Consider the following 19,223-nt stretch of genomic DNA (forward strand, 5'->3'; position numbering starts at 1 on the left):
TGCGCCCATTTCCCCGGGCCGGCGCGATCTTACGCCCTCTCGCCCTTCTTGCCATGCTGCGGCGCGGTAATCCACAGCCTCGAGCAGGGCGCGGCACAAATCATGCTGTCTTTCCTCGAACAACCGGGAAAGGCGCGCGCTTCGATGGCGTTATTCGGACAATTCTGCGCGGGGGAGGCGGCGCGATGAGCGAGCCCATTCGCGTCGTCCTGATCGATCTCGAAGGCGTGGTCCTGCCCATGACCTTCATGAACGACACGCTGCTGCCGCTCGCCGCCACGCGGCTCGGCGGCTATATCGTCGAGCATGCCGAGGACGAAGAGGTGGAGGAGGCGCTGGAGGAGACCGGCCGCCTCATGGGCGGCTATGAGCTCGATCCCACTCAGGCGGAATCTCTGCTGCTGCGCTGGATGAAGCAGGGCCGCAAGGCGACGCCGCTGAAGGTCATTCAGGGCCTCATCTGGCAGGAGGCCTATGCGGCCGGCTCCCTCGCGGCGGAGCTCTATCCGGACGTCGCCGGCTGTCTTTCGGCCTGGGCCGCGGCCGGGCTTCGCCTCTTCGTCTACTCGTCCAATTCGGAATTGGCGCAGAAGCTGCTGCTGAGCCATTCCTCCTCCGAGCAGGTGACGGCCCTGTTCGAGGGCTTTTTCGACACGACCCTCGGCCAGAAGATCGAGCCCGGCTCCTATCGCGACCTCTGCGAAAATCTGGGCCTAGCCGCCGGTTCTGTCCTCGTGCTGTCGGAGAATGAGGAGGAGCTGGACGCCGCCCAGACGGCGGGCCTCGCGACGGTCCGCATGGCGCGTGATGGAAATGTGGCGAGCCGCCACCCCGTGAGCGTGGATTTGCTCTCCTTGAACATCGGACAGTGACGATGACGAAATTCACGCTCGAAACGCGCGACGGGACGCTGTCGGAGATCGCCGGCAAGGATCGCGCGACGATGATGAAGCTGATCCGCAAATCCGGCGTCGAGGAGCTGGTCGCGGAATGCGGCGGCAGCTGCACCTGCGCCACCTGCCAAATCTATGTCGATCTGCCCGAAGGCGTCGCCATGCCCCCCATGGAGCCGGCCGAGGCCATCATGCTGGCCAAGGCCGCCAACCGCGAGATCAATTCGCGTCTTGCCTGCCAGATGAAATTCGACTCGAGCCTCGACGGCATGCACGTCCGCATCGCCCCGGAAGATTACAGCAACTGCTAATTCGAGCCGGAAGCGGAGCGTTTCGATGGAGCATCGTCGGCTCGGTCGCTCGGGCCTCGCCTGTGCGCCGCTCGTGCTCGGCTGCCACGTCTTCGGCTGGACGGCCGATGCGGCGGCCTCCTGCGCCATTCTGGACGCTTTCGTCGATCGCGGCTTCTCGCTGCTCGACACGGCGGACACCTATTCGACTTGGGTTCCCGGCCATAGCGGCGGCGAGTCCGAGACGATCATCGGCGATTGGCTGAAGGCGACGGGCAAGCGCGACCGCGTGCTGATCGCCACCAAGCTCGGAGGCGCCATGCCCAATGTGGGCAAGGGCCTCTCCCGCGCGCATATCATCCGCTCGGCCGAGGACTCGCTGCGCCGTCTGCGAACCGATCGCATCGATCTCTATCAGGCGCATTTCGACGATACGGCGACGTCCTTCGAGGAGACGCTGGAAGCCTTCGCGACGCTCATTCAGAGCGGCAAGGTGCGCGCCATCGGCGCCTCCAATTATTCGGCGCCGCGCCTCGCGGAGGCGCTGGCGGCCGCGCGAGCGCATGGGCTGCCGCTCTTTTCCTGCTTGCAGCCGCACTACAATCTCGTCACCCGCGCCTATTACGAGGGCGATCTGCGCCGCCTGTGCCTCGAGGGGGACATTGGCGTCATCCCCTTCCGGGCGCTGGAGGCGGGCTTCCTCACCGGCAAATATCGCTCCATGGAGGATACGGTCGGCGCGGCGCGCGGCGCCGTTGTCGCGGGCATTCTCGACGAGCGCAGCCTCGATATTCTACGCGAGCTGGACCGCGCCGCCGCGCAATTTCGCGCCACGCCGGCGCAGGTCGCCATCGCCTGGCTGCTGGCCCAGCCCGGCGTCACCGCGCCGATCGTCAGCGTGACGAGCGTCGCCCAGCTCACAGAGATTTTCGGCGCGCTGACGCTGACGCTCGATGCGCGGACGCTGATGCGGCTCGACATGGTGAGCGCGTGAAGCGGGCGTCTACCCTCCCCTTTACGGGGAGGGTCGGCCGGCGTTAGCCGGACGGGGTGGGGTTCAATGGCAAAGACTCGGCATTTCACACCCTCTCGACCGCCCCTGCTTGCCATTGCCCGGTTCCTGCTCCAGGTCTAGGAATGCCGAAAGAGCTGGAAAAAGGGGCAGAAATTGACCGTAGCCGTCGAAATGGCTGAGGCCGCGCCGCGCAAAAACGCGCATAGCCTCTATCTCCAGGTGCTCGCGGCGATTGTGCTCGGCGCGCTGCTCGGCGTCTATTTTCCCGACATCGCCCAGAGCCCCTGGATGGAGGCGATGGGCAAGGGCTTCGTCAATCTCATCAAAATGGTGATCGCGCCGATCATCTTCTGCACCATCGTCTCCGGCATCGCGCATCTCGAGAGCGCCGCCAAGGTCGGCCGCGTCGGCATAAAGGCGCTCGTTTATTTCGAGGTGGTCTCGACCGTCGCTCTGGCGCTCGGGCTCCTCGTCGGCAATGTGCTGCGGCCGGGCGAGGGCTTTTCCGGCAAGGCGGACCCCGCCGCCGTCGCCAAATATCTCGAGCCCGCCGCGCAGCGCACGCCGGTGGAATTCGTGCTCGGCGTTATTCCCGACAGCGTCATCGGCGCCTTCGCCAAGGGCGATATTCTACAGGTGCTGCTGTTCTCCATCCTGTTCGGCTTCGCGCTGATGGCGCTGGGCGAGCGGGGCAGGGCGCTGCGCGGCTTCATCGACGAGGCCGGCCACGCCATGTTCGGCGTTATCGCCATTGTGATGAAGGCTGCGCCGATCGGCGCTTTCGGCGCCATGGGCTACACGGTCGGCAAATATGGCTCGCAATCGTTGATGAGCCTCGCATGGCTGGTCGGCTCCTTCTATCTCACCTCCATATTATTCGTCGTCGTCGCGCTCGGCCTCGTCGCCCGCATCGTCGGCTTCGATATATTGCGCTTCCTCGCCTATATTCGCGATGAATTGCTGATCGTGCTCGGCACCTCATCCTCGGAGAGCGCGCTGCCGCAGCTGATGGAGAAGCTGGAGCGCCTCGGCTGCTCGAAATCCGTCGTCGGCCTCGTGGTGCCGACCGGCTATTCCTTCAATCTCGACGGCACCAATATCTATATGACGCTGACGAGCCTATTCATCGCTCAGGCGCTCGGCGTGCATCTGACGGCGGGGCAGCAATTCGTCATTCTAACTGTCGCCATGCTGACCTCGAAAGGCGCATCGGGTGTGACCGGGGCGGGCTTCATCACGCTCGGCGCGACGCTCTCCTCCATCGATCCGCGCCTCGCGCCGGGCATGGCCATCGTCATCGGCGTCGATAAATTCATGAGCGAGTGCCGCGCGCTCACCAATATTTGCGGCAATGGCGTCGCCGCCATCGTCGTCGCTTGGTGGGAGGGCGAGCTCGATCACGACAAGCTCGCCGCCGGGCTGTCGCGCCGCATCGACCCGAGCGATGTGGAAACCGCCCTCACGACGGAATAGCCGCGGTGGGCGATGACGCGCATCGGCGCTGCGCCGGATTGGCGCGGAAAGCGGCGACCTGCCCGAACTGTGGCCTTGCTACAGGGCGTATCGTAATATAGTTCGAATACTTGATGATTTGAGCTTCGGCCGATCGGCTCGCGCAATCCTCCTCTCTCCGCTCGCGGGGAGAGAACGACGCGCCGTGAATTCCGCTGCAGATCATATGATCGATCGCGCGGCCGCGGCCCTTCGTTATCGGCGCGCGTCCGACAGCTCTTTGCAAAAACCAGCGAGGCGCAGCATGTCGCGCATTGGTGCTTCTTCCCGCCGCGGCTTTCTCCAGGGATGCGCCGCCGGCGCCTTGTCGGCGCTTCCGGGCGCGGCTTTCGCCGATGAGCGGCGGCCCGTCGTCGTGATGACCAATCACAATGACGACACTCTGTCGCTGATCGAGAGAGGTTTCGAGAAGGCCTATCCGCAATATCGCGTGCAGATCGTCTGGCTGATGCCGCCGGACGCGATGCGTCATCTTCGCGACGCCTCGGCGCCGAGCCCGGATGTCTGGTGGCAGGCGGCCCCGCATAATCATCTCGCCGATATGGCGAAGGACGGCTTCATGCAGCCGCTCGGCCTCTCCAAGGAGGGCCTGCCCGCGGCGATCGGCGCGCTGCCGCTGGAGGGGGAGGGCGATCTCTTTCACGCCTCGCAGCTCACCGCCTTCGGCTTTTTGGTCAACAGCAAGGCGATAAGAGCGCAAAACCTTCCCTGGCCCGAGGATTGGGCCGTGCTGGCCGGCCCGGCCTACGCCGGCAAGGTCGCCATGTCCGACCCTTGGACTGTGCGCTTCGGCAGCCAATTGCTGAGCGTCGCGACGCAATCCTTCGGCTGGGAGAAGGGCTGGGCGCTGCTCTCGGCCATCGCCGGCAACGCCGTGCTGATGCAAAAGGGCCTGCGCGACGAGGTCATCTCCGGCCGCCAGCCGGTGGCGCTGCATGTCGACACCGTGCCCAACGCCGAGCAGCGTTTCCGCCAGCCGATGGAGCGCGTCTATCCCGAGCATGGCGGGATCGTGAACGCCGGATATATCGGCCTTTTGAAGAAGGCCGCCAATGTCGAGGGCGCGCGCGCTTTCGCCTCCTATGTTCTCTCGGCCGAGGGGCAGTCGCTGCTGCCCAAGACCGATCTGCCGCGCCTGCCGGTGCGGCCCGAAGTCTATGCGGCGCTCGGCGCGGCGCAGTTCGATCCTTTCGCCGCTCAGGCCGCGGGGCAATTCGCCTTTCAGCCGGCCGACGACGGCGGCGGCCGCGCCACTGCGATGGCGGCGCTGTTCAACGGCCTAGTGCAAGACAAGGAGCTGCTGTCCGGCCTGTGGCGGCGCGTGCATGCGGCGGAGACGGCTGGACGCGGCGGCTCTCATGTCGCCGAGGCGCGGCGAGCGCTGGAGGAGATTCCGGTCGCGGCCGATTTCTGGAAGGACGAGGCGATCGCCGCCGCCTTCCGCCCGCGCCGCCGGCCGGAGAGCGCCGTCTCCCCCGAAGCGAGCCCCGCCCCGCAGGCGAGCGCCGGCCCGCCGGAGCAAGCGCAGGTCATTCCCGGTCAGCCGAACGGCCTCACGATACCCGAGCCCGCCAAGCCGATCATCGAGAAATGGCGCGCCGCCTTTCGCGAGAATCAAGCGCGGGCGAGCCGGCTGCTGGACGAGGCCAAGGCGTGAGGCGCGGCATTTTTCGTCCTGCGGCGCGCGTTGCATCGGCTGTTCTCATCGGATCTTTTCTCGTCGGGTCTTTGGTCTCGGCGAGCGCCGAAGAGTTCCCGCGCGAGGCCTATAGCTATCCCGTCGCCGGGCTCGATGCGGCGGCGGAGGACGCCTTCTATCGCGGCCGCGTCGAGTTCATGCGCTCCTGGTCCTTTCCGCCGGGCGGCGGCGAGGCGTCCGGGCTCGGGCCGCTGTTCAACCGCATCTCTTGCGCCGCCTGCCATCAGAAGAACGGCCGCGGCCAGCCGCCGAGCGGGCCGGACGAACGCATGCTGTCCATGCTGGTGCGCCTCTCGGTTCCCGGCGACGGCCCGCATGGCGCGCCCAAGCCGCATCCGGCCTATGGCGGACAGCTGAATGAGGAGGGTGCGCCCGGCGTGCCGGGGGAGGGCCGCGCCGCAATCTCCTGGGAGGCGATCACGGCGACGCTCGCCGATGGCTCCATAGTGGCGCTGCGCCGTCCGCGCATAGAATTCGTCGGGCTCGCCTATGGGCCGCTCGATGGCGCTCTCTTCTCGCCGCGAGTCGCGCCGGCCGTGTTCGGCGACGGATTGCTCGAGTCCGTGCCGATCGAGACCATGAAGCGCATCGCCGCGGAGCAGCCGGCGCAGGGCGTCCATGGCGTCGTCAACGAGGTCTATGACGTCATTTCCGGCCAAATGGTCCCGGGGCGCTTCGGCTGGAAGGCAAACAGCCCCAATCTGAAGCAGCAGATCGCCGAGGCGTTCATCGGCGATCTCGGCGTCACCACGCCGCTGTTCCCCGAGGATCAATGCACGGAGCAGCAGGCGGCCTGCCGGGCCGCGACAAAGTCGAAGAACCGGCCCGAGCTGGACGCCATCCGGCTCGACGACATCGACTTCTTCAATGCGCATCTCGCTCCGCCGCCGCGTCGCGACACGGATAATCCGCAAGTCGCGCGCGGCGAGACGCTCTTTCTCGCGTCCGGATGCGGCGTCTGCCACGTCCCGAGCCTGAAGACGGAGGCGCATCCCAAATTTTCGCAGACGCTGCCGGCTCAGACGATCGCGCCCTATACCGATCTTCTGCTGCACGACATGGGCGAAGCGCTCGCCGATGGTCGGCCCGATTTCCACGCCAGCGGCCGGCAATGGCGCACCGCGCCCTTATGGGGCGTCGGACTCGCGCCGATCGTCAATGAGCACAGCCTGCTTCTGCACGACGGCCGCGCGCGCACGCTGGAGGAGGCGATCCTCTGGCACGGCGGCGAGGGCGAAGCGGCGAAGGCCGCCTATGCCGCGCTGAAGAGGGACGAGCGCGAGGCGCTGATCGCCTTTCTGCGATCACTGTGAGCGAAGGAGCCGCCAGATGAGACTATTCGCTTCCATCGCTCTCATGCTCGCGGCTCTCGTCCCGGCGCGCGCGGAGGAAATTCGCGTGCTGGCGGCGGGAAGCCTCCGCGGCGCCCTGACCGCCGTCGCGACGGAGTTCGAGAAGAGCCGCGGCGATCATGTGACGCTGGTTTTCGGTCCCGCCGGCGCGCTGCGCGACCGGATCATCGGCGGCGTGGCTTTCGACGTTTACGCCACCGCCGCTTTTCCGCAGGCGCGATCCTTGACCGAGAAGGGGCTGGCGCGGCCGAGCGTCTTGCTGGCGCGCAACAAGCTCTGCGCCGTCGTGCAGGCCCATTCGGCGATCACGCGCGAGACGCTTGTCGATTCTCTGCTCGATCCCGCCGTGCGGCCGGGGACTTCCACGCCGAAGTCGGACCCCGCCGGCGATTACGCCTGGTCCTTCTTCCGTCGCATCGACGAGAAGCGGCCGGGCGCTTTCGATACGCTGACCGGCAAGGCGAAGATTCTCTTCGGCGGCGGCGAGCCGAATAGCGCCGAGCCGCGCCCGCAAAATCAGCCGCTGACGCATTGGCTCGACGAGGGCGCGGTCGATCTGCTGCTCGTCTATTGCTCGGGCGCGACCCCCATGGCGGAAAAATCGGCCGGCAAATATCGGGCGTTTCCGCTTCCGGAGCTCTATGACGTCGCGGTCGAATATGGCGTCGCTCTGTCGCCGCGCGCTTCCGCCGCGGCGCTGGATTTCTTTCTGACGCTGTTGTCGCCCTCGGGACAAGCGGCTTTGCGCCACGCCGGCTTTGTCCCGATCGCGGAGCCCGCCTCCGAGCGGTGAGCCGGAGCGTCATTGTCTCTCCCCGAGGACGAAGAGCCGACGGCCGGCCCGATCGCTTTTGCATCGAAGCTCGTCGAACGTCGGTCGCGCCTTTGGTGCGCGGCTCCGCCCGAGATCGTCGTCGGACTATTGCGCCGTGAAGACGACGGTTCGCCGAGCCGAGGATCATAATCCCTGCCGTATCCCTGCCGTGGTCCCGCCTGACGCCGGATGGCGACCGCCGCTATGTCGGAGCTGTTGCAAATCCGTCACAGCAGATAGGAATTCGGCTGGCGCCCAAATGTGAGAGCTTGGTGAGACTTTCACATGCGAGGGAGAGAAGCGCTCGAGGTCGAGCTGCGAACTCCTCGAAGCGGTGGCGGCTGCGACCGCGCCCCCAGGGTCTATTCGATGATGCGGTGGTTTCGACGGCGAGGCTGCTTCTCGCGCGCTGTGTTGGCCTTGGCGGCCGCGTGGCTCTTCGCCGCGTTGGCCCTGGCCCCGGCGTCCGCCGCCGGGAAGAGCGAGCCGGAGCGCGTGAGCGCTCGCGTCGCGGATGGCGCGAATGAGAACCGTTGCGCCGTCGATAGCGAGCGGCGCCGGCACACCCATGATTGCCCCATCGGCTGTCTCGCCTGTTCTGAGAGCGACGGGGGGCCGGGCGCCGGGAGGCTCGCGAGCGCGGTCTCGCATTCGGTATCGCCGACGAGCTGCTGCGGCGTCGCGGCGCGCTTCGTCGAGCGCGCCGTCATTCGCCCGCCAGCGCGCATCCATCTTTGGTCTTCTCGCGCTCCTCCACAAATCTCCTGATCGACAGACCGCGGCCGCGCGCCGCGATTTCCGATGTTCCGTCCGGCCCCGATAGTGGGCTTGCCAGGAGACGACACCTATGATCCGTTCGCATTTGCTGCGCGGCGCTTCCGCCTGCGCGATCGCTCTCGCATTCGCTCTGCCCGCTCGAGGGCAGGAATCTCTCCCGGCCATCGATGTCGCCGGACAGACGCTCGGCGGAAGCGGCTCTGGAAAGGCCGGCGCGGCCGATAAATCGGCGCGGTCGGGAGGGCGCGAGACGGGCTATAATCAGGTCGGGCCGGTCTCCTCGACAAAGACGAACATTCCGATCCTGGAGACGCCCTATTCCGTGCAGATCGTTCCGCGCGAGACGATGGACGACCGGCAGGCCGTCAGCATCCGCGACGCGCTCTTCACCAATGTCAGCGGCGTCGCCGGCTCCTCGAACTACTACGACGGCCTCATCGTCCGCGGCTTCGACAGCGGCAACCAGACCTACCGCAACGGGCTGCGGCAGCCGAACACCACCAATCAGGAAACGACCAACCTCCAGTCGATCGAGGTTCTCAAAGGCCCGGCCGCTATGCTCTATGGACGTGTGGAGCCGGGTGGTCTGATCAACATCGTGACCAAGCGCCCGCAGGAGACGCTCTATTTTTCAGTGCATCAGCAGGTCGGAAGCTTCGGCCTGACGCGCACGGCGATCGACGCCACGGGGCCGCTGCTGGAAGACAAGACGCTCCTCTATCGCATGAATGTGTCCTACCTCGCCAAGGACAGCTTCCAGCCGCATGTCGGCCAGGACAATCTGCTGATCTCGCCGTCGATCACATGGCGGCCGACCGAGCAATTCACCCTCAACGTCGAGGGCGAATATCAACGGGGCTATTTCAGAGATTTGTCGCCGATCCCGGCGCTCGGCTTCCGCCCGGCGGGCATTCCGATCAGCCGCTATCTGCTCGACTCTTATGTCGCCGACAAATACCCCAATTTTCAGGAACGGACGCTGTTCGGCTATGATTGGACATACCGGATCGACAATGACTGGAGCGTGACGAACCGCTTTTCACACACGCGCGCCGATTATCGGCAGCGCGGAGATTGGCTCGATTCCTTCTCTAACGAGGCGACTGGCGACGCGCTTCGCGGAATCTGGCTGGTGCCGACGCCGAATGCAGCCGAGCCCATTTTCTACAGAGAGACCGTTTCGACCAATGTCGACCTCCAGGGAAAGGCGGTGACGGGGCCTCTCACCCACCGGGTGCTCGCCGGCTTCGACTATTATAGTCTCGACTTGAAGGCTCACGGCCATTGCTGCGACTATATTTCTTCGATCAACATCTATTATCCGGTCAATATTCCCGCCAATGTCGACGCGCTGAGCTCCTCCTACCGCACCATCACCAAGGAGAAATGGAAGGGGCTCTATGCTCAGGACCAGATCTCCTTCTGGGACGATCGCATTCAGCTGCTTCTCGGCGGACGTCATGATTGGGCGGAGTCGAGCACCGCGACATTGTGGTCCGACGAATCCTTCGCCGAGGTCGACTCGCGAAGAGTCGTTGTGCCGGTCAGCGCGAACAGCCCGCGGATCGGCGTGCTGATCCGCCCATTCTCCTGGCTTTCCGTCTATGGCAATTACACGCGCTCCTATGGCTCGAGCAATGGCATAGACCAGTATAATCGACCGCTACAGCCGCAGATCGGAACGCAGTTCGAGGGCGGCGTGAAGGCCGAGCTGCTGGACGGGCGGCTCACTGCGACCGCCGCTTATTTCGACATAGACAAGAAAAACCAGACCACGGCGATCTCCGGCACGCCTTTCGTGCGCGTCATCGACGGACGCAGCAATGGCGTCGAGCTCGATTTGACGGGGCGTATCGACGAGCATTGGAGCGTCATCGCCAATTTCACCCATCTCGACGCGCGCATCGTCAAGGACCATGATGTGGTGAACGGGGGCGGAACCGCCGGCAAGCGGCTCCATTCCGTGCCCCACAACACCGCCAATCTCTGGGCGAAATACGAGGCGTGGGGCGCGCTCGCCGGCCTCACCGTCGGCGGCGGCGTCTCCTATGTCGACAAGGCGTTCGGCGACAATGACAACAGCTTCGAGCTGCCCGCGCATGCGCGCGTCGATGTCATGGCGTCCTACAAGCTCGACGCCGGCTGGCTTCCGCATGCTCCGAAATTGACGTTCCAGCTCAATGTCAACAATCTGCTCGACACGACCTATTACGAGGGCGGCGGCGGGCGGATGGGCGCCGTTCCCGGCGCGCCGAGAACCTTCCTCGGGTCGCTGCGCGCGGAGTTCTGACCATGACCGACGACATCGATCGAAAGAGCCGGGCGCCGCAGACGAGCGGCGGAGCGAACGGCCTCTTCCTCGGCCGAGCGCTCTGGCTCGCTGCGCATCGCTACATAGGTTTCGTCGCCGGCGCGGTCTTCGTTCTCCTCGGTCTCTCGGGAAGCCTGCTCGCCTTCCGTGTCGAGATCGACGAATTTTTGAACAAGGACCTGTTCACGCCGACGCATTATGCGCTGGGCGGCGAGCGCGCATCGGTGGATCGCATCATAGCGGCGAGCCGCGCCGCCGCGCCTGAGGGCTCCGCACCCGTCTGGATGCATTTTCCCAAAGGCGATGGCGGCTATTTCGACGTCATCTATTCGGCGCGGGAGCCGGAGGGGCGCACCAAAATATATCAGATCGTCGTCGATCCGATTACCGCCGCCGTCAAAGGCGCGCGCCTGATCGTCGACGACGGCAATCACTTCGCAGAACCTCTGACCGTGCTGCTCGTGCACCTGCACTCGGCGCTTCTGCTCGGCGAGAACGGCGCGACCTTCGTCGGATTCGTCGGCCTCTTCCTGCTCGTCTCGCTCGCGACTGGCGTCTATCTCTGGTGGCCGCGCAATGGCAGATGGCGACAGGCGCTTCAGATCAAGCGCGGCGCGAGCGCCGAGCGCCTGATTCTCGATCTCCACAAGACGACGGGAGTCTATGTCCTCGCCGTCTTCGCCGTGATCATATTTTCAGGACTCTACCTGACCTTCAGCGCGCAAATGATCGCGCTCGTCGACTTCTTTTCCCCGGTTCATACGCATCATCTCGAAAACGCGAAATCCGTGTCTGCCGACGGGCGCCCGTCGATCGGCGCAGAAGCAGCGGTGGCGGCGGTGGACCAGCTGTTTCCTGACGGGAAGGTGATGAGCCTCTCGCTGCCGGTGGCGCCGGAGGGCGCCTTCGTGGTCGGCAAGCGCGCCGATGACGAAGTCAATGTGAGCGAGCCACACCGGATGGCGGCGGTCGATCGCTACAGTGGCCAAATCCTCGCGATCGAAGATCCGCATCGTTTTACCGCCGGCGAGAAATTCCTCGAATGGCAATTCCCACTACATTCCGGCGAGGCCTTCGGCGATCTGGGCCGCGCGGTCATCGCTCTGCTCGGCGTCGCGCCGGCGCTGCTCTACATCACCGGCCTCACGCGCTGGCTGCAGAAGCGGCGTGCGCGGGCCTCCGGCGCAGGAGGCCGCTCATGATCCGATCATCACGAGGCGAGAGGGGCGCATTTCTCTCGAGCCGACGCCGGATGGCGGCGCGACATTTCGCGTGACGCTCGCGAAGGCGTCGGCGAGCGGCGTCACAAATTTCGTCGAGTGACGCGCCGCGGCTACGCAATCGGTGATCCGTTTTTCAATCGGATGATGAGCGATCGGTCGGTTGATCCTCCGTCGGATATGCGCAAGCGTCGCGCGTCGGGTGCGAGGCCTCTGGGAGCGCGCAGGCGACTTTCCGACCGAACCAGCGATAGCGGTTGCGCGCGACGAGGCGATAGAGCGCATCGGCGACGAAGCGTGGCAGCAGGCGGGCGAGAGGGGCGGCGCGCGCCGGTCCGCGCAATTGCCGGGCGAGCGCGAGCAGCGCCTCGGAGTCCTTCATCAGCCGGCCGTTCTCGATGAAGAGGAAGCTCTCGGGCGCGTCCGGGTCTATATCCGCCTCTCGCGCCAAAGCGCGCCCTTCTTTAGATTGTATCGCGACGAAGCGGATCGACGGCGTGATCTCATGCGCAAGGACATAGCGAACAGTCCAGTCGCAGAGCGCGCAGACGCCGTCATAGACGAAGATCGGCGCATCCTCTGGCGTCTCCGCCAGTGAGCCGCTGTAATGCACGACATGGCCGACGATCGGAAAAGCGACGTCTATGTCGAAGGCGAAGCGCTCGCCCTCGGCGCTCTCGAAACATTCGATCATCGGCGTCGTCGCTCGCGGCAGCGGGATTTTCAGCAGGCGCCATTCGGCCAGCGACCAGCGCAGGCCAGCGGGCGAGGCGGTGAGATCGAAATAGAGATCGAAGGGGCCGAAATGCTCAATCAGGCGCCCGTCCGGCGCCGCCTGCATGACGCTCTCATAGCGCCGCCCGGCGAAATCGCGCCGCCAGAATTCCCGCTTTCCAGAGAGCGGCGTGAAGCGGACGTGCGTCTCGACATTCTCGCCCGGCGCCGGAAGACCCGCGACAAAGGCGAGCATCGCCGCGCCGAGACCGCGGCCCTGCGCGGAGATTTTCGCGCGACCGCCGGTGAAGATCTCGCGCTCGCGCGTGTGGAAGCGACGGACGGGCGCGGGCAGGAGATCGAAGCGCTCGGCGAGCAGGTCTTGGAACAGAGTGGTCATGTCTATCTCCATTTTTTAAAATTGCGGCTTTGCGACCATCAGCCAGAAGATCGCGATCATGGCGATGAAGGCCGGCCAGCCGAGCGCGAACCACCAGAGGAGGTAGGTTCCATAGATCGGCGGCAACGGCGCGTCTTTCTCGAGACATTGCTCGGCGATACGCGCCATGCGGATTTGCAGCCATACGACCGGCAACCAGCAGGCGCCGACGAAGAGATAGAGCGCGATCGCCGCGAGCAGCCAGGGCGTATCGAGCGGCCAGCCTTGATCCAACGCCAGCAGCACGCCGGTGACGGGCTGCACGATGACGGCGGGCGTGGTGAACAGCCAATCGGCGAGCACGACATTTCTGTTGCCGACGACGATGGCGCGCAGATCGCCGCGCAGATTGCCGGCGAGGCCATGAAAGGCGGTGCCGAGCCCCGTGCCGAACAAAATCGTCGAGCTGACGATATGCGCTGTTTTCAGAGTGAGAGGATCGAGCATGGGTCAGGACTCCAACGCGATCATGACGAGGATCGCAGCGGCGATCGGCAAATTCTTGAGGAGCGGCGCGAAAGGATGCAGCCAATAATCGGATGGCAGGCGCGTCGCGATGATGGTGAAGGCGAGCATGGTCGAAAGCTGCGCGGCGCCGACGAGGGCAGGGCGCCAGCGCAGCAGCAGCAGCACGCCGAGCAGGAGATCGACCGCCGCGCCGCCATAGAGCGCAAACTCGGCGAGCGCGCCGTGAACGTCGATCTCGGCGAGCAGCGCATAGCTCTTTTCCTGCGGATAGAGTCCGATGGAGAGAAGGCCCGTCGCGACCCACAACAGGCCGAGGCTCCAGCGCAGCACGGGAGGCAGGAGGAACAGTCGCGCCGCCCGCCTGTCCGCCTCGCACGCCGGCTCCAGCGCCAGAGCATCGCGAATAGCGCGCGGCGGCCGGCCGAGCGCCGCAGTCATCGGCGCGCAATCGGCGACATTGCCGCGCGAGAGGAGCTTTATCACCTCGCGATTGAGCGGTCCGGTCGAGATGCGTCCGCCGATCGACGCCGCGAGCAGAAAGAGCCGATAGGGCACGCGAAAGAAGCGCGTCGGCTTCAGGCCGAGCCATTCGCGCAAGAGCGCGAGCAGCGCATCCGTCGTCATCGGCTCCGGGCCGACGACATCGAGGCGACGCGGCGAAGGGGCTCCCTCCGCGATACGCGCCGCGACTTCGGCGAGATCGCCGACATGCACGGGCTGAAAGCGCCAAGCGCCATCGCCGAAGCTCGGCAGCCAGGGCAGGACGGCGGCGGCGAGCAACCAGCGCGTGCTCGCGCCGCCGCGGCCGACGACGAGCGAGGGACGCAATATGCGCCAATCGAGGCGCGCGCCGGTGGGATCGAGCGCCGCGAGCCGCTCTTCTGCGACGGCCTTGGTGCGCTGATAGAGCGTCTCGCCGTCGCTCTCGACGCCGAGCGCCGAGATGTGAATGAGCCGCGCGACGCGAGCGGCGAGGCAGGCGCGAAAGAGATTGCACGCGCCCTCCGCATGGACGGCGTCCATGCTATTTGCGCCGTCGTCGCGGACGAGCCCGGCGCAATTGACGACGATCTCGAAACTCGCGACCTTGTCGCGAAGCCGCGCTTCGCCGTCGCGCGCGAGATCGACCTTGCGGCGCGAGGCCGCGACGACATGATGGCCGCGGTCGCGAAGCCGGCCGGCGATATGCCGTCCGATGAATCCGCTGCCGCCGATGATGAGAATGCGGGCCAAGATCGGTCTCCTCGGCGATGGGGCGAAAAAGCTTCGCCTTTGGGAGACCTATGGGCAATGGCGGCGCCACTGGATAACTATCTGTTTTTATGTCATATGAATGGGGCTACTATAAACGTTAGAGACAGATTTCATTGAATCGCCTATAAACTGAGGATACAGTCGGGCGATGACGCCGAGCCTGCTGTTCACCCTCTCCATCTCGACGACCTTCCTGTCGAGCGTCGCGCTTTCAGCGTTTCTCCTGGCTCGAGCCGGCGCGGCGCCGGGCGCGAAGCAGCTCGCGGCCTTCGTCGTGATCGTCGGGCTTTTCGCCCTCGGCTTGATCCTGCCCGAGCGCATCGGCGCGGCGTCGATGGCGCTGGCTCCGCTCGGCTCGGCGCTCGCTGTCGATTTCGCGATCCGGCTGAGGGGGCAGAGCGCGCGCTCGCTTCCGATCGTCCATGCGCTCGGCGCTGGCGCGACGCTCTCGCTGCTCTTCTTCGGCGCTGGCGATTTTTTCGAAACACACGCGGGCCTGCGCGGTTTTCGCTTCGCGGGCGCGGGGATCTTCGGCGTCGCCGTGGCGATCGGCCTCGCCGCCTATGGCAATGGGCTGATGGCTTTCGCTCTGCGCCGCGCCGAGGGCAAGCGCCGACGCGAGATTGCGATCGTTCTCGTCTCGTCCCTCGTCGGCCTATCGACCGTCGTCTCTTTCGCGCCGCCACTGTTCGGCGTGGCTGTCGCGCCCTGGTCCATTCTCGCTCTGCCGTTCTATCCAGCGCTGCTCGTCTACGGCATTTTGCGCTACGAGCTGATGGCCGCCAATGTCTGGGCGCGCCGCGCCGCAGCCTATGCGCTCGTGCTGCTGCTCGCCGCCGCCGTCGCCGGATTGCTCGCCGCGGCGCCTTTGAGTTTCCTCGCGCCGTCGATGAATTTCGTGTCCATGTGGCTCGTTGTCGCCGCGGCCATGGCGCTGGCTTTCTCTTTCGGCGAGCCCATCCGGCGCGCCGCGGATCGGCTCGTCTACGCCGGCCCTGAGATTTCCGCCGAGATGATCGCACAATGGCGTGGCGACCTCGCGGGCGCGGACACAACGGCCGAGGCGATCGAGATCGCGCGCACGCATTTGCGCGCCGCGATGCGTCCGTCTGTCGATGTGACTCTTTGCAGCGAAGGGCCGGAGCCGGCGCTTCGCTGCTCCGATACGGGCGACAAATGGAAGGCGACGCTTGCCGGCTTTTCGGATTCGCCTCCGGGCGCGCGCCGTCTCGCCATTGTGTACGCCGATATTCTGACGCAGAGCCTCGATGACATCGATCGCCGAAAAAGCCGCGCCGAGAGCGAACGGCTCGCCGAGCTCGGAATGCTCGCCTCGACGATTGCGCATGATCTGCGCAATCCGCTCAACATCGTGAACATGGCCGCCGCCGCCGCGCCGGCCGAAGCGCGCGCCGAGATCATAGAGCAGACGCGGCGCATGAATCGTCTCGTCGCCGAATTGCTCGACTATGCCAAGCCGTGGAAGATCGAGCCGGCCGATATCGACCTCGCTGACGCTTTCGGCGATATTGAGATTCACATCGCGAGCGACACGCATTTGCGCGCAGATCCTTTCCGTTTCGCCCAAGCGATGGACAATCTCATCGCCAATGCGCGCGCCGCCGGCGGCCGCGTCGCTGTCTTCGTCGAGACGACGCCCGAAGCGACGCTCATTCATGTCTGTGATGACGGCCCCGGCGTGCCAGAGGAAATCAAGGACCGTCTGTTTCAGCCCTTTGTTTCGCGTTCCTGCGAAGGCACGGGGCTCGGCCTCGCCATTGTCGCCAAGATCATGGCGGCGCATGGCGGCTCCGTCGCGCTCGGCGCGCGCGCGGGCTTCTCCACCTGCGTCACTTTGAGGTTTCAAAGATGAGCGGCGAGACGATCCTCATCGTCGACGACGAGCCTGCTTTCGCGCGCGTCGCCGGCGCCTTTCTGACGCGCGAAGGTTATCATGTGGTGACGGCGAAGGACGCGGCTTCTGCGCGCGAGACCTTCGCGCAGGCGCGGCCAGATCTCGTGCTTCTCGATCTCGTCATGCCTCCGGAGCGCACGCCCGAGGCGGGCCTGTCGCTGCTGCCGGATTTTACGAGCGCCGTCACCGTCGTGCTGACGGCGCATAGCGAGCATGAGCTGGCGCTGCGCGCCGTCGCGCTCGGCGCCTGGGATTTTCTGGCCAAGCCCGTGGAGCCGGAGCTGCTGCGCTTTTGCGTCGAGCGCGCGCTCGCCAAAGCGGCGCTGGAGCGCGAGATCGCGCGGCTGCGGGCGGAGAAGGCGAGTTCCGACGATGGGCTGATCGGCAATGGCCCTGCCATTGCGCATGTGAAGGATATGATCCGCCGCATCGGCCCGGCCGAGCTTCCCGTGATGATCCTCGGCCCGACCGGCTCCGGCAAGGAACTCGTCGCTCATGCGCTGCACAGGGTGAGCGCGCGTCGCGGGCCTTTCGTCTCCATCCATTGCGGCGCGATCCCAGCCGAGCTGATCGAGAGCGAATTATTCGGCCATCTCAAAGGCGCCTTCACCGGCGCCCATGCCGATCGCCCAGGCCTCGTCGCGACGGCGCGCGGCGGAACGCTGTTTCTGGACGAGATCGGCGAGACTCCGCTTCCCTGCCAAGTGAAGCTGCTGCGCTTCCTGCAAGAAGGTACCTATACGCCCGTCGGCGGGCGCGATGCGCGGCGCGCCGATGCGCGCATCATCAGCGCGACGCACCGCGATCTGGAGGCGATGATCGCTTCCGGCGCCTTTCGCGAGGACCTCTATTATCGCCTGCGCGGAGTCGTTATTCGCACGCCGGCGCTGGACGAGCGGCGCGAAGATTTGGGTCTTCTCGCCGCACATTTTCTCGGCCAAGCGGCGAAGAAGCGCAAATTGCGGTTCTCGCAGGAGGCGCTCGCTTGGCTCGTCGCTCAGTCCTGGCCCGGCAATGTCCGCGAGCTGAAAGCGACGATCGAATGCGCCGCCGCGCTCGCCGATCCGCAATCATCGACGATTTCCGCCGAGGATTTGAATTTCGCGCGCGGCGGCGGAGTTCTGCCTTCGGCGGAAGCTGTTGCCGAAACGCTTCCCGAAGCGCAGGAGAAATTGGAGCGCCGCATGATCGGCGCCGCGCTCGCCGCCACCGAGCACAATCATAGCGCTGCGGCCCGCCGTCTCGGCGTCTCCCGCGTCGGGCTGTTGAAGATGATGGCGCGGCTGGGGTTGCGATAGTCCAGCGTCACTTCATAGCGACGCTGTAGACCTATTGGCCGATCGCGTCCCATCCTCTTTGTCCGGCTCCCTCCGTTTGTCGTGGCGTCGGCGAGCGACTCGCTTTTTCCACCAAATGACCACGCCGGTGACGGAGAGAAGAGCGATTGCCACGCCGGCGACGCAGACGAGAATGCGATAGGGTAGGCCGAACACATTGGCCATATGCAGCTCGACAAGCCATTCGGTCGCGGTGTCGCCGCCCTTGCCGCCGGTCGGAGCGTGGAAGCCGTGCAAGGCGCCCGTATAGGCGTCGATGGCGATCGTCGTCCCGCCATATTTCTCGCCGACGTCGCGGCTGCTGTGAACGCCATAGGCATAGAGTCCGGTCTCGCGATCGAGAGAAAAGTCGACGCGGCGGTCGATCGTGAAGCCTTCGCGCGCGGCGCGGTTCTCGATAAGATCGCGTGCGATGCGTTCGGCCTCTTCGAAAGGCATCGGCTCGCGTCCATCCGGCGCGGGCGGAGCTTCGCGCTTCCAGATCGGCGGCTCGAAATCGAAGACGAGCCCCATGGCGCCGCGATAGACGGCATTGAGATCGAAGCACACGCCCGACCAAGCGAGAACGAGCAGCAGCGGATACAGCCATAATCCGCTCGCGCGATGCAAATCGAAATTGAGCCGATAGAAGGAGGCGCCGCTCTTGATGAGCCAGGCGGGCTTCCACCGCGCGAGGAAGCCGCGCCGGCGCAGGAGATTGGCCGGCAGGGTGAGATAGAAGGCGATGAAGCAGTCGATCGTCCAGATGAGCGCGACGACGCCGAGCAGCCACACACCCCAAGGGCCGAGCGCAAGCGACCAATGCAGACGGTCGATGAAGGGCAGGAGATCGCCGAGGCTTTCCGGCAGGCCCTTTTGCTTCACGCGGCCGAGCGCATCACCGCTGACTGGATCGAGATAGAGAGCGTCGACCTCCGGCGCGCCCGGCTTCGCCTCGAAGGAGACGATCGTCGTTCCCGGCGCCGCGAAGAAGATTCGCGTCGCGCGCGCTTGCGGCGTGAGCTCGTCGGCGCGGCGCAGCAGCGCGCTGGCGGAGAGCTCCGCTCCGTCTTGCCGGCCGGGATAGAGGTTCGGCGTCAGCCAGTGATTCAATTCGGGCAGGAAGACGAGAATGCTTCCCGTGACTCCGACCAGGATCAGGAAGCTCGCCATGGCGAGTCCCGCCCAGCGATGCAGGAACACGAAGATTGCGCGCGTCATGGCGGCCGCTCCA

General features: G+C 65.5%; 15 protein-coding genes. 11 read left to right on the top strand and 4 right to left on the bottom strand.

Annotated features, from left to right (window positions below; translation table 11 throughout):
- Window positions 1-185: 185 nt before the first annotated feature.
- The 9 genes from mtnC (at window position 186) to A1351_RS13945 (ending at window position 11,865) form a co-directional block, all read left to right on the top strand.
- Window positions 186-872 carry an acireductone synthase gene (gene mtnC, locus A1351_RS13900; RefSeq protein WP_064033265.1) on the top strand — a complete coding sequence of 229 codons (687 nt, stop codon included), beginning with the start codon at window positions 186-188 and terminating at the stop codon, window positions 870-872.
- Window positions 873-874: 2 nt separating this feature from the next.
- Window positions 875-1,204: a ferredoxin gene (locus A1351_RS13905; protein WP_024880297.1), complete on the top strand. Its 330-nt coding sequence runs from the start codon at window positions 875-877 to the stop codon at window positions 1,202-1,204.
- A 25-nt stretch (window positions 1,205-1,229) separates the two neighbouring features.
- On the top strand, window positions 1,230-2,177 hold the full coding sequence (locus A1351_RS13910) for an aldo/keto reductase (RefSeq protein WP_064033266.1): 948 nt from the start codon (window positions 1,230-1,232) through the stop codon (window positions 2,175-2,177).
- A 192-nt stretch (window positions 2,178-2,369) separates the two neighbouring features.
- On the top strand, window positions 2,370-3,671 hold the full coding sequence (gene dctA, locus A1351_RS13915; RefSeq protein WP_064033291.1) for a C4-dicarboxylate transporter DctA: 1,302 nt from the start codon (window positions 2,370-2,372) through the stop codon (window positions 3,669-3,671).
- Window positions 3,672-3,954: 283 nt separating this feature from the next.
- Window positions 3,955-5,367, top strand: coding sequence for an ABC transporter substrate-binding protein (locus A1351_RS13920; RefSeq protein ID WP_198162417.1), 1,413 nt, complete (start codon window positions 3,955-3,957; stop codon window positions 5,365-5,367).
- Window positions 5,364-6,722: a di-heme oxidoredictase family protein gene (locus A1351_RS13925; protein WP_064033292.1), complete on the top strand. Its 1,359-nt coding sequence runs from the start codon at window positions 5,364-5,366 to the stop codon at window positions 6,720-6,722. The genes A1351_RS13920 and A1351_RS13925 overlap by 4 nt, the downstream gene beginning before the upstream one ends.
- Before the next feature lie 16 nt (window positions 6,723-6,738).
- Complete coding sequence (locus tag A1351_RS13930; RefSeq protein WP_064033268.1) at window positions 6,739-7,554, top strand: substrate-binding domain-containing protein; 816 nt, start codon at window positions 6,739-6,741, stop codon at window positions 7,552-7,554.
- Window positions 7,555-8,422: 868 nt separating this feature from the next.
- Entirely contained in the window at window positions 8,423-10,642 is a 2,220-nt protein-coding gene (locus A1351_RS13940; protein ID WP_024880289.1) for a TonB-dependent siderophore receptor, read from the top strand.
- 2 nt (window positions 10,643-10,644) lie between these two features.
- The gene (locus A1351_RS13945) at window positions 10,645-11,865 is read left to right on the top strand and encodes a PepSY domain-containing protein (RefSeq protein ID WP_064033270.1); all 1,221 of its coding nucleotides are present in this window, start codon (window positions 10,645-10,647) and stop codon (window positions 11,863-11,865) included.
- 154 nt (window positions 11,866-12,019) lie between these two features.
- On the opposite strand, the gene A1351_RS13950 is transcribed toward A1351_RS13945, so the two are convergent.
- From A1351_RS13950 to A1351_RS13960, 3 genes are read right to left on the bottom strand one after another with little or no spacing between them, the layout of a single operon-like run.
- Entirely contained in the window at window positions 12,020-12,997 is a 978-nt protein-coding gene (locus A1351_RS13950) for a DCC1-like thiol-disulfide oxidoreductase family protein (protein WP_245291657.1), read from the bottom strand.
- 15 nt (window positions 12,998-13,012) lie between these two features.
- On the bottom strand, window positions 13,013-13,483 hold the full coding sequence (locus A1351_RS13955) for a DUF2269 domain-containing protein (RefSeq protein ID WP_024880286.1): 471 nt from the start codon (window positions 13,481-13,483) through the stop codon (window positions 13,013-13,015).
- A 3-nt stretch (window positions 13,484-13,486) separates the two neighbouring features.
- Entirely contained in the window at window positions 13,487-14,737 is a 1,251-nt protein-coding gene (locus A1351_RS13960) for an SDR family oxidoreductase (RefSeq protein ID WP_064033271.1), read from the bottom strand.
- A 169-nt stretch (window positions 14,738-14,906) separates the two neighbouring features.
- Here A1351_RS13960 and A1351_RS13965 point away from each other — a divergent pair, with 169 nt between their 5' ends.
- Window positions 14,907-16,631, top strand: a complete 1,725-nt coding sequence (locus tag A1351_RS13965; RefSeq protein ID WP_064033272.1) for a HAMP domain-containing sensor histidine kinase — start codon at window positions 14,907-14,909, stop codon at window positions 16,629-16,631.
- Complete coding sequence (locus A1351_RS13970) at window positions 16,628-17,971, top strand: sigma-54 dependent transcriptional regulator (RefSeq protein ID WP_064033273.1); 1,344 nt, start codon at window positions 16,628-16,630, stop codon at window positions 17,969-17,971. The genes A1351_RS13965 and A1351_RS13970 overlap by 4 nt, the downstream gene beginning before the upstream one ends.
- 12 nt (window positions 17,972-17,983) lie before the next feature.
- Here A1351_RS13970 and A1351_RS13975 read toward each other — a convergent pair whose 3' ends face one another.
- A complete protein-coding gene (locus A1351_RS13975) occupies window positions 17,984-19,210 on the bottom strand; it encodes a PepSY domain-containing protein (RefSeq protein ID WP_024880282.1) in 1,227 nt (408 codons plus the stop codon).
- Window positions 19,211-19,223: the final 13 nt, after the last annotated feature.

It is taken from the genome of Methylosinus sp. R-45379, from assembly GCF_001644125.1.
In the GTDB taxonomy this organism is placed as follows: domain Bacteria; phylum Pseudomonadota; class Alphaproteobacteria; order Rhizobiales; family Beijerinckiaceae; genus Methylosinus.

What these genes read in the sequence shown, in the direction of transcription:
- A1351_RS13945 (WP_064033270.1), top strand. Translation starts at nt 10,645, where the DNA reads ATGACCGACGACATCGATCGAAAGAGCCGGGCGCCGCAGACGAGCGGC.
- A1351_RS13975 (WP_024880282.1), bottom strand. Translation starts at nt 19,210, where the DNA reads ATGACGCGCGCAATCTTCGTGTTCCTGCATCGCTGGGCGGGACTCGCC.
- mtnC (WP_064033265.1), top strand. Translation starts at nt 186, where the DNA reads ATGAGCGAGCCCATTCGCGTCGTCCTGATCGATCTCGAAGGCGTGGTC.
- A1351_RS13970 (WP_064033273.1), top strand. Translation starts at nt 16,628, where the DNA reads ATGAGCGGCGAGACGATCCTCATCGTCGACGACGAGCCTGCTTTCGCG.
- A1351_RS13965 (WP_064033272.1), top strand. Translation starts at nt 14,907, where the DNA reads ATGACGCCGAGCCTGCTGTTCACCCTCTCCATCTCGACGACCTTCCTG.
- A1351_RS13955 (WP_024880286.1), bottom strand. Translation starts at nt 13,483, where the DNA reads ATGCTCGATCCTCTCACTCTGAAAACAGCGCATATCGTCAGCTCGACG.
- A1351_RS13950 (WP_245291657.1), bottom strand. Translation starts at nt 12,997, where the DNA reads ATGACCACTCTGTTCCAAGACCTGCTCGCCGAGCGCTTCGATCTCCTG.
- A1351_RS13905 (WP_024880297.1), top strand. Translation starts at nt 875, where the DNA reads ATGACGAAATTCACGCTCGAAACGCGCGACGGGACGCTGTCGGAGATC.
- A1351_RS13940 (WP_024880289.1), top strand. Translation starts at nt 8,423, where the DNA reads ATGATCCGTTCGCATTTGCTGCGCGGCGCTTCCGCCTGCGCGATCGCT.
- A1351_RS13930 (WP_064033268.1), top strand. Translation starts at nt 6,739, where the DNA reads ATGAGACTATTCGCTTCCATCGCTCTCATGCTCGCGGCTCTCGTCCCG.
- A1351_RS13910 (WP_064033266.1), top strand. Translation starts at nt 1,230, where the DNA reads ATGGAGCATCGTCGGCTCGGTCGCTCGGGCCTCGCCTGTGCGCCGCTC.
- dctA (WP_064033291.1), top strand. Translation starts at nt 2,370, where the DNA reads ATGGCTGAGGCCGCGCCGCGCAAAAACGCGCATAGCCTCTATCTCCAG.
- A1351_RS13920 (WP_198162417.1), top strand. Translation starts at nt 3,955, where the DNA reads ATGTCGCGCATTGGTGCTTCTTCCCGCCGCGGCTTTCTCCAGGGATGC.